Below are 9,444 nucleotides of genomic sequence, written 5' to 3' on the forward strand. Positions count from 1 at the left end.
AGAATAATTCTATCTTACTGGCTCAATTAAGCTCAAGTGTCAAAAACTTACGCTTCTGGTGGTAAATCCTGGCTATAAATAATTTCCCCTGCTAAATTACGCAGTGATACTGTCATCACCTTGGTATTAGCATCAATTTTCACTCCACCAAAGAATTGTAAACCTTCAGTGGGTGGTCGATTTGGACGCATACCTGGAGGATTGCTTTGAAATATCAATTGTGGACCAAAGGTATTGTCTAATTGTCCCGGTCCGAATGTCCCGGAGTTGAGAGGCCCGGCGACAAACTCCCAAAAAGGCTTAAATTCCTGAAATACCGCCTGGTTGGGGTCATAATAGTGGGCTGCGGCATAATGTACGTCAGCAGTTATCCAAACAACATTTTTAATGTTTCTGCGTTTGATAAATCGCAGTAATTCAACCAACTCTAATTCTCTTCCGGAGGCTTTACCATTATCTGCGTTAGCCCAAGCCTCAAAAGCAGTAGAACCGTCTCGCACTATTAGCCCTAAAGGCATATCACTGGAAATTACTTTCCATGTAGCTTTTGATTTAAGTAGTTGCACCTTCAACCATTGCAGTTGTGATTGGCCCAGCATATCTGTTTCTGGACTTTTTGCTGGCTGAACATTCCCGGTATTTGGTCCGCGATAAGTCCGCTCATCTATCATGAAAATGTCAAGTAATGGGCCATATTGGAAAGAACGATAAATTTCTGACCGGTCAGCACCATATCTTGACTTATATTCCATGGGCATATACTCAAAAAATGCTTGTCTTGCTCTTTGTACTAGCAAGTTAACATCCTTAACTGTATAGCGATCATCAGTCAAAAATTCCCCAGGATACCAGTTGTTTACAGCTTCGTGATCATCCCATTGGGCTAACATCGGTACTTGGGCGTTAAAACGCTTCACATTTTCATCTAGCAAGTTGTATTGAAAATTACCACGAAATTCTTGTAGGGTTTCTGCTACCTTTGACTTTTCTTCTGTGACGATGTTCCGCCAAATGCTACCATCATCTAGTGTTCTTTCTGCTACAAGTGGGTTATCGGCGTAAATCGTATCCCCGCAATGGATGAAAAAGTCAGGATTTAACTGACGCATTTGTTCATAAATTGTCATCCCACCCAAATCGGGATTAATCCCCCAGCCTTGACCGGCGGTATCTCCACCCCACACAAAGAAAATATCTCTTCCGGTTCTGGAAGGAGTGCGAAAAGTACCGCTGACAGGTTCACTTTGGATGCGTGGATTGTCTAAGTCTTGGAAAATTACCCGGTAAAATATTTGCTGGTCTGGGGGTAAGTTCTTGAGAACATATCTGGCTGTAAAATCCTGTTCCTGTGAAGTACGTTCACCAAAAACACGTCCTAGTCTATTAAAGGATTCACTGGTAGAGTATTCAATCACCATTCGTGCAGGGCGATCGCTCCGACTCCAAATCACAATACTATTACCACTTATATCCCCAGTAGCAACACCATAGGGTATGGTAGGACGCATACTTTCAGATGTAATAATTCCCGGCGCTTGTCCAAATACTTGTGAATTTGATACAATATTTGTGGTGATAATACCACCTGCTGTAACAGCAGAACTAAGTAAAAACTGCCGACGATTTAATCTTAATGGGTTATGAGATTTTATGCTCATGAATAGCCCCCTCAAGCAAAGTATTACAAAATAGTTAACTACTAAATTTTGTAATGCCAATAAGTAAAGCTTGAGTTATCCAAAGGTTAATTAAAACTAGTTTTTTAGATGAATTTGGCAAAAACCTGAACCTAGGTTCTGGAGAGATTTCTGCTTAGTTAGGAGATGGAAAGCATTGCTCACAGGAGAAAGATGGAAGTAGATAAAACCAAAATCATATCACCGGTAAACTTGCAATCACAAGCAGACGCGGAACTAGAACAGAAGCTGCGGGAACTCAAGTTTAGACAAGAACTTAGAAAAGATTGGATTTTATTTATTGTCAGGGATGTTGTTATTTTTTCTGTGGCGATCGCCTTCGTGTTTGCTATCTGTGGCTATTCTCTGTTCATTCTGATTAACAGGTAAGATGAACTACCATCACCCGCAAGGTCACTATCAAAAATTATAGCCAATCCCCAGGAGCAAACCCACATCAGTACGATCTAAAAATGCTGCATTTGCAGTACCCGTGACAGTAAAGCGATCGCCTATAGGCACATCCACACCACCAGTTAATAATAAACCAACGTCAGAACCGCTTCCAGTTTCAACAGCTACCCCAGCCCCTAAAAAAGGAGATATTGATATTTGTTCTCCATTTAGGGGATCTGCGAAACGGGGAGCAAAATCTAAAGTTACGGGAACCAAAAACAGTGTATCGCCCCCAAATATCACCGCTGGTCGCACGGAGATAGTATTAGTCAGCCCAATTTTGCTGATTAATCCATAGTTACTTTCACTGAGAGTGGAATTACCCCCTATACCAATGTTACCAGCAACCCCAATATAACTAGACCCTCCACGAGTACCTGTACCTGGTTCCATAGCAACAGTAGTTGCTGCTGGTGGCGATTGACTGACTCCCAGGTTAGGTGGTATGAGTACCTTATTAATTACATGAATCACACCATTACTCGCCTGTACGTTGGGCTGGATAACATCCGCATCATTCACCGCAATTTGATTAGTAGCTCTATCTACCTGAATATTTACAGGTACATCCTCAAAGGTGATTAATTTTCCGGGTGAGAGTTGATTAGCCGTTATCTCCCCAGGAACCACATGATATCTCAAAATCTCAATCAATAATTCTCTATTCTCCGGTTGCTGCAACTCTTCTAGAGTCCCAGCTGGTAAAGCTGCAAATGCCTGATCCGTGGGAGCAAACACTGTATAGGGGCCCGCTTGTTGCAGAATACCTGCTAAATTTGCTGTTTGCAATAAAGAAGTCAAGCTTGTAAAAACCTCACTCGATGCAGCAATAGAAACAATATCTTGACTTTGAGTTTGTTCTGCAGGCCCAACTATATACTTAGTGGCTACAAGGTTGCTAGCTAGGGGTTGCATTTGTCCCTGTCTGACTAAAGCTTGATATAAAATCGCCGACGCTTCAGCACGAGTTAAAGGATCTAGCGGGTTAAGTAGCTTAACATTGGGATAATTAACAACAATACTAGCCTCCGTAGCTGCTGCAAGATTATCTAATGCATAGCTGGGGATTGCTGACGCATCTGTGTAGTAAGTATTGACTACGGCTAATGGATTCTCTCTAGTTTGTAAACCTAAACCATTTGTTAAAGCAACTATGGCCTCAACTTTGCGAATTTGTTGATTTGGCAGAAATAAGTTTCCTGGATAACCTGACATAAATCCGGTTTCGTAGGCTTCCTGAATTGCAGAACCCGCCCAGAAGTTCCCAGGAACATCTGCAAAACCATCAGCACTTATTTGCCGAATTTGGTCTTGATTAAAAGCTTTTTGAATCATTGCTGCAAATTCAGCGCGACTCACCGGTTCATTTGGCCTAAAAGTACCATCTGGAAAACCAGATATAATGTTTCTTTGCGCTAAAGCTTGAATAAATGGACTGGCCCAATACTGTGCACTAACGTCAGACAAGTTAGCTGCTAAAGCAGGGGAGGGAGTCACACTGGTTTGAGCGGAAACTATCATGGGATTGATTGTAGCTAGTATGACTCCTAAGGACAACAAAGTTGTACCTGCTGATGACCAACGCCAGAAACTAATCATGAAAATATCCTCCAAGAAAAAGTTGAAAATTATTTTATGTAGATTCCTAGTAGACACAGGAGTGTTTGGCTGATGTCAATATCTAAAGTACCAATGCAAACCTGAATGAATGAGAGTTATAACTTTTGAGGACATGATCATTTTCTCCTCACCCTGATTAATTTATCTATGACTTGATAGCGGAGTCTTAACATAATACTGGCCATTTAATCGCCACTTTGCCAAAATTCTCGCCAAATGTCTCAATAGTATTGAAATAAATTATTGGACATAATGAATGTTCTCAGATTTAATTGAATTACACAACTAGCTTAAGGTGAAACTATTATTTTTTTTCTCTTCCTTTAGATAGTTGAGGACAATCGAATACCTATTAATTAGGATGAATATATACAACTCCTATTTTATTTTTGAACAAGACTCAGTACACACGGCAATTCTTCTTACCTGTTCCCTGTTCCCTGTTCCCTGTTCCCTACCTAGACAAATCAATTCAGAAACCAAACCGGATTTCTATATACAAGTTAAGTATTTTTATTGACTGCAATTTCATCTAAATTATTACTCAGGACTGATCATGCTTTTAGATGCTGATTATCATCACTAAAAATCTCATATCTACCACAGATAAACACAGATGTTTTTCTAGTTTATGGGACGGGGAATGCAATAATGTAATATGCTCAATCTATTGGTCTCATTAATTACACAAACTTAGGGCTTATATAGGGGCATAATATTTTGATGCAAGACATAATTGGCGATAAACTAATGACAGGCAAGACTCAATTTAGATAGGTACTAAATTGCCTCCCATTTGTATCACTTGCTTATATGGGGACAAAAAAACTCAGTCTGAAGGGCGGTAATGCAAACTAAAAAAAAATTAGATCAATTATGGATAGTACGCTGCTTTGCCGCAGTTCTACTCTTTGGTCAGGTACTCCTGCATTTACTCCAAGGAAAAACTTACTACCGCAAAATTTTGCAACATATGGTGACCGCAGGGCCTGCTTCGGTGTCTCCAGTTGTCCTTGTTAGTGGTTTTGCTGGTATGATTTTTACTATTCAAACTGCTCGAGAATTAGTGAGATTTGGTGCATTAGATGCTGTGGGGGGGGCTTTCGCTTTGGCTTTTTGTCGAGAATTAGCGCCTCTTTTGACAGCTAGTATTATTGCTGGACAAGTAGGTTCTGCTTTTGCAGCGGAAATAGGTGCTATGCGAGTTACAGAGCAAATTGATGCACTTTATATGCTCAAAACAAATCCTATTGATTACTTGGTGCTTCCTAGAGTAGTGGCTTGCATTTTGATGATGCCCATTATGATGGTTTTTGCTTTAGTTGTAGGCATCACTGGTGGGGTTTTTGCAGGATCCCAATTTTATCATGTTGACCCTGAAGCATTTTTAGAATCTGTCAGAACTTTTTTAGAACCATCAGATTTACTTATAGTTTTAGTGAAGGGGCTGATTTTTGGCGCTATAGTCGCTATCAATGGTTGCAGTTGGGGACTAACTACTAAGGGAGGAGCAAAAGAAGTTGGAGAGTCAGCAACAACTGCAGTGGTCACTACTTGGGTGTTAATTTTTATGATGGACTTTTTTCTCTCTTTGTTGATGTTTCATCAGCCTACAATTTAATTGGAGTTTAAAATTAGATGGTCACTAGCTAGTGATAAATCTGTATCAAATTTAACGTATATGTATTTGAATGCTAGTAGTTCTCTCAATTAAAATAATCATAAAAATTACTATTTAACGAGCCATCAATAAATTTGATTGCTATATTGTACTAAATAAGCATTGCATCAGGAAAGTACAGAACCTCATCCCCTGTCCGCCTCTTGCTTAAAGAAGACTGGGTGAGGTGGAAAATTTTCCTTTGCAGGTTATTTAATTCACATTCCTAAGTAATCTGGTGAGGATACGGAATTGGTGCGTAATGATTTACATGGCTTAGATATTAGTCATACAGAATTGCAAAATTTGACTAATTTACCTGTTAAACAGCAATTAATTATTATTACCCAACCTTTAAGAACAATTGCTAAAAGCATTACAGATAAACTTAGGGGTTCCGAGGGAGCTACTGTAGTTTTTATTAGTTCTTCTATATTTGTTTTTGGTTATTTGCTCTTTGATATCCTGATTAAGCTGTTTGCTACTTGGATCACAATTCCATCTTGGTTACTGTTAATAATATTGTGTTCTTGGGGTGGATGTGTCACACAGATTGTTTTCTATTTATTATGGCGGAGAAAAATTAAAATACTTAATCACAATATGACGAATTCTTTAGAAATACTTTTAAATGATGTTGATAGATATAATGCTGTTATCAAAGCCATAGATATCAATGATCAAATAGAAGCAGCTGGTAATCCAGGAGTGGTTATTAGAGAAAGGGAAAAAGTTATCGCCGCCCTGAAGCTCACAAGAAATGATTTAATTCGGGCTTTGAAGACAGAGAGAATTTTAAGAGAAAATCAGAATTTTATTCTCAGAAATACAGAGTTATTTACCAATAATTTGGCGACTTTAACCGCAATGCAAGTTACAGAAGAAGCGACCGAGCATGGTAGGTTACTCAATGAAGCATTGCAAATCGCTTTAGATGTGCAACTGGAAATGAAAAGGCTGCAAAACCTGACCTCACACTCATGAATCTTGCTATGAAACTCCCCAGGACTGCAATCGACAGTCTAACATAAAGAGGTGTGAATTTAGCGATCGCCTATAGGTATGGACTGGAAAGAAATTAGAGGTAACTGGGTACTCATTCCCCCAAAGCCCATTGGTATCATCCATTTTCTCGGAGGTGCATTTGTGGCCACCGCACCCCATCTGACTTATCGCTGGTTACTAGAACATCTGGCTAACAAAGGATATGTGATTATTGCTACACCATTTATCAATACTTTAGATCATATTGCGATCGCCAAAACCGTACTGCTGAACTTTGAACGCACCCTAGAAAGATTACAGGACTCTGGCTCCCTACGCCAGCTTTATCTGCCTACTTACGGGTTAGGGCACAGTATGGGTTGTAAACTTCACTTACTCATTGGCAGTTTGCTACCTGTAGAACGTGCTGGAAATATTTTAATTTCCTTCAACAACTACGCCGCCAAAGAGGCCATCCCCTTAGTAGAGCAATTTAATTCTACTTTGCCCATTGAGTTTACGCCCTCACCAGTGGAAACCGACACAATCGTAAGACAGAGCTACAATATCCGCCGTAATTTATTAATAAAATTTAGCAACGATACCATTGATCAATCAGCAGGTTTAAGTCAAATCTTACTAGACCGCTTTTCCCACATGGTGACCAAACAAACCTTACCAGGTACTCACACCACACCTTTAGGTCAAGATATCAAATGGCAAACAGGAGGGTCATTTACTCCTTGGGATGCTTTAGGACAATGGTTTAAACAAGAAATTTACCGAGATTTAAACCAGCTAAAACGCGCCATTCTCTTATGGTTAAACCCATTATCACCCCCATAACATTTGAAAAAAACGAGTATATAAAAATTATCGGTGTTTAAAGCCTTTTTCAGGCTAATGAAGTACACATCAATTGCCTATTCCCTGTTCCCTGAAACTAAACAACTTTGTACCTCACGAGCATGGGAAATGCTATATCTGTGTGCATCTGAGGTCAATTAATTCCTTCCTGATATCTTCCCACCAGGAGAAAACCCTGGGAGTATTGGCAAAATACCAAACCATGATCAAATTTCCAATTAGCATGATCCATGTTTCAAATCCTCGTAATTGATGATGATATTTCTATACAAATACTCCTGAAGAGGATGTTGGAAAAACAAGGCTATAAAGTAATTACTGCTAGTAATGGAGAAGAGGGAATAGCCAAAGCTATAGCTTACCATCCAGCCCTGGTTATTTGTGATTGGATCATGCCAGGACTCAATGGGTTAGAAGTCTGTAAGCGCATGAAGACAGACCCCAGCTTATGCACCACTTTCTTTATTTTTTTAACATCTTTAGATTCGATTGCTGATCGTGTCAAGGGACTAGATGCTGGCGCTGATGATTTTATCTCCAAGCCCATTGAGCAAAATGAATTAAAAGCAAGAGTCAGAGCCGGATTGCGCTTGCATCAGTTAAGTCAGGATTTACATACCCAAAAGCTACTTTTAGAAACCGAATTAGCAGAAGCAGCAGAATATGTGCGATCGCTGCTACCATTACCAGTCATGGAACCTCTAAAAATCGACTCTCGATTCATTCCTTCCCGACAACTTGGCGGCGATTGTTTCGATTACTACTGGCTAGATGCTGATTATCTAGCTATATACCTCCTAGATACGGCTGGACATGGACTAAAAGCTGCTCTCCCCTCAATTTCCGTCCTCAATCTGTTACGTTCTCGCGCCTTAAAAGGTTTGAATTACTATCAACCGAGCGATGTACTCAAGGCTTTAAATCAAACCTTCCAGATGAATTACCAAAATGACAAATATTTTACTATTTGGTATGGAGTTTATAACCGAGTTAAGCGGGAGTTAATTTATGCAAGCGCTGGCCATCCCCCTGCAATATTAGTATCAGGTACATCTGCCAAAAACACCGAATTTAAATTACTAAGAACTCCGGGAATGCCTGTTGGGATGTTTCCAGAGGCAAAATATGTTGATGCCTTTTGCAATATTGATAAATTTAGTAATCTCTATATTTTCAGTGATGGTGCTTATGAAATCACAAAATCAGATGGCACACTTTGGAGTTTAGATGCTTTTATTCAAATACTTGTTAGCTTACAACACACCATTGAGGTCAAACTCGATCAAGTATTGAATTATCTCATTGCTTTGAACTCCAAAGATGCTTTTGATGATGATTTATCAGTCCTACAAATTAATTTCGATTAATTATTTGGTGGAGAGTACAACTTGATTAAAGTCATCTTGATTTAAAAATATCTCAAACACTTTATCCATACCTGTTAATTCAAATAATATTCTGACTTGTTCATTGATAGAACACAGAACTAGTTTGGTATTTGCTGCCCGTAATGTTTTGAATGCTAATACTAAAGCGCCCAAGGCTGAACTATCCATAAAGGTCACATCTTGACAATCGACTAAAACTATTTTAGCACCACTTTCTACAAGGCACATCAGGTCTTCTCGTAGTTGTTGTGAGTTGGTGGTGTTGATAATTCCACTGAGCTTCAGGACTTTGACTTGTTCATTCATAATACTTATGACCAGATTTTTTTAAGAAAATGTAATGATTTTGTTAGTATTATATACCAAGATGGACTTTTTAAGAAACCTAGCAAAATCAAACAGGCACTCAATTACTAGTGGTATATCATAAATGCTTGCTGATTAATAAAAAAGTATCCAGGATTTCATTTAACAGAAATTACATATATAGAAATCCGGTTTGGTTTTGAATTGATTTGTCTAGGTAGAGAACAGGGAACAGGGAATAGGGAACAGGGAACAGGTAAGAAGAATTGCTGTGTGTACTGAGTCTTGTTCAAAAATTAAATAGGATTCCTATAGCCAAAGTTTATATAAGTTAGATGGGTTTCTAAGAGGATGTTTGTCAAGTCATGATTAGTGTATCAACTATTGTTTGACCCCACCCTCTCCTTGCAAGGGTAGGTTTTTAATATGATCTGTGAAGGCAAGACTAGGAAGACAAGGAAGGAAAGTGGACAAGGAAGATTTTATA

8 protein-coding genes are annotated in these 9,444 nt (G+C 39.1%); 5 read left to right on the plus strand and 3 right to left on the minus strand.

What is annotated here, in order from left to right; all coding sequences use genetic code 11:
- Window positions 1–47: 47 nt before the first annotated feature.
- Window positions 48–1,658, minus strand: a complete 1,611-nt coding sequence (locus tag PN447_RS15955) for an alkaline phosphatase D family protein (RefSeq protein ID WP_442867105.1) — start codon at window positions 1,656–1,658, stop codon at window positions 48–50.
- Between the two features lie 165 nt (window positions 1,659–1,823).
- Between PN447_RS15955 and PN447_RS15960 the strand changes: the two genes are divergently transcribed.
- Window positions 1,824–2,066 carry a hypothetical protein gene (locus tag PN447_RS15960; protein WP_271764001.1) on the plus strand — a complete coding sequence of 81 codons (243 nt, stop codon included), beginning with the start codon at window positions 1,824–1,826 and terminating at the stop codon, window positions 2,064–2,066.
- A 30-nt stretch (window positions 2,067–2,096) separates the two neighbouring features.
- On the opposite strand, the gene PN447_RS15965 is transcribed toward PN447_RS15960, so the two are convergent.
- Window positions 2,097–3,731 (minus strand): fasciclin domain-containing protein, encoded by a 1,635-nt coding sequence (locus PN447_RS15965; protein WP_271764002.1) that lies wholly within the window; start codon window positions 3,729–3,731, stop codon window positions 2,097–2,099.
- Window positions 3,732–4,599: 868 nt separating this feature from the next.
- Between PN447_RS15965 and PN447_RS15970 the strand changes: the two genes are divergently transcribed.
- The 4 genes from PN447_RS15970 (at window position 4,600) to PN447_RS15985 (ending at window position 8,630) form a co-directional block, all read left to right on the plus strand.
- Window positions 4,600–5,373: an MlaE family ABC transporter permease gene (locus tag PN447_RS15970; protein ID WP_271764003.1), complete on the plus strand. Its 774-nt coding sequence runs from the start codon at window positions 4,600–4,602 to the stop codon at window positions 5,371–5,373.
- A gap of 294 nt (window positions 5,374–5,667) precedes the next feature.
- Window positions 5,668–6,396, plus strand: a complete 729-nt coding sequence (locus PN447_RS15975) for a hypothetical protein (protein WP_271764004.1) — start codon at window positions 5,668–5,670, stop codon at window positions 6,394–6,396.
- A gap of 78 nt (window positions 6,397–6,474) precedes the next feature.
- Window positions 6,475–7,242, plus strand: coding sequence for a DUF1350 family protein (locus tag PN447_RS15980; RefSeq protein ID WP_271764006.1), 768 nt, complete (start codon window positions 6,475–6,477; stop codon window positions 7,240–7,242).
- A gap of 251 nt (window positions 7,243–7,493) precedes the next feature.
- Window positions 7,494–8,630, plus strand: a complete 1,137-nt coding sequence (locus PN447_RS15985; RefSeq protein ID WP_271764007.1) for a PP2C family protein-serine/threonine phosphatase — start codon at window positions 7,494–7,496, stop codon at window positions 8,628–8,630.
- On the opposite strand, the gene PN447_RS15990 is transcribed toward PN447_RS15985, so the two are convergent.
- Complete coding sequence (locus PN447_RS15990) at window positions 8,631–8,957, minus strand: STAS domain-containing protein (protein ID WP_271764008.1); 327 nt, start codon at window positions 8,955–8,957, stop codon at window positions 8,631–8,633.
- Between the last annotated feature and the right edge of the window lie 487 nt (window positions 8,958–9,444).

The sequence above is a fragment of the Anabaena sp. CS-542/02 genome (genome assembly GCF_028331085.1).
GTDB classification, from domain to species: Bacteria; Cyanobacteriota; Cyanobacteriia; order Cyanobacteriales; family Nostocaceae; genus Anabaenopsis; species Anabaenopsis arnoldii.

Coding starts and splice junctions, on each gene's coding strand:
- PN447_RS15970 (WP_271764003.1), top strand. CDS start 4,600: ATGCAAACTAAAAAAAAATTAGATCAATTATGGATAGTACGCTGCTTT.
- PN447_RS15990 (WP_271764008.1), bottom strand. CDS start 8,957: ATGAATGAACAAGTCAAAGTCCTGAAGCTCAGTGGAATTATCAACACC.
- PN447_RS15980 (WP_271764006.1), top strand. CDS start 6,475: ATGGACTGGAAAGAAATTAGAGGTAACTGGGTACTCATTCCCCCAAAG.
- PN447_RS15985 (WP_271764007.1), top strand. CDS start 7,494: ATGTTTCAAATCCTCGTAATTGATGATGATATTTCTATACAAATACTC.
- PN447_RS15960 (WP_271764001.1), top strand. CDS start 1,824: ATGGAAAGCATTGCTCACAGGAGAAAGATGGAAGTAGATAAAACCAAA.
- PN447_RS15965 (WP_271764002.1), bottom strand. CDS start 3,731: ATGATTAGTTTCTGGCGTTGGTCATCAGCAGGTACAACTTTGTTGTCC.
- PN447_RS15955 (WP_442867105.1), bottom strand. CDS start 1,658: ATGAGCATAAAATCTCATAACCCATTAAGATTAAATCGTCGGCAGTTT.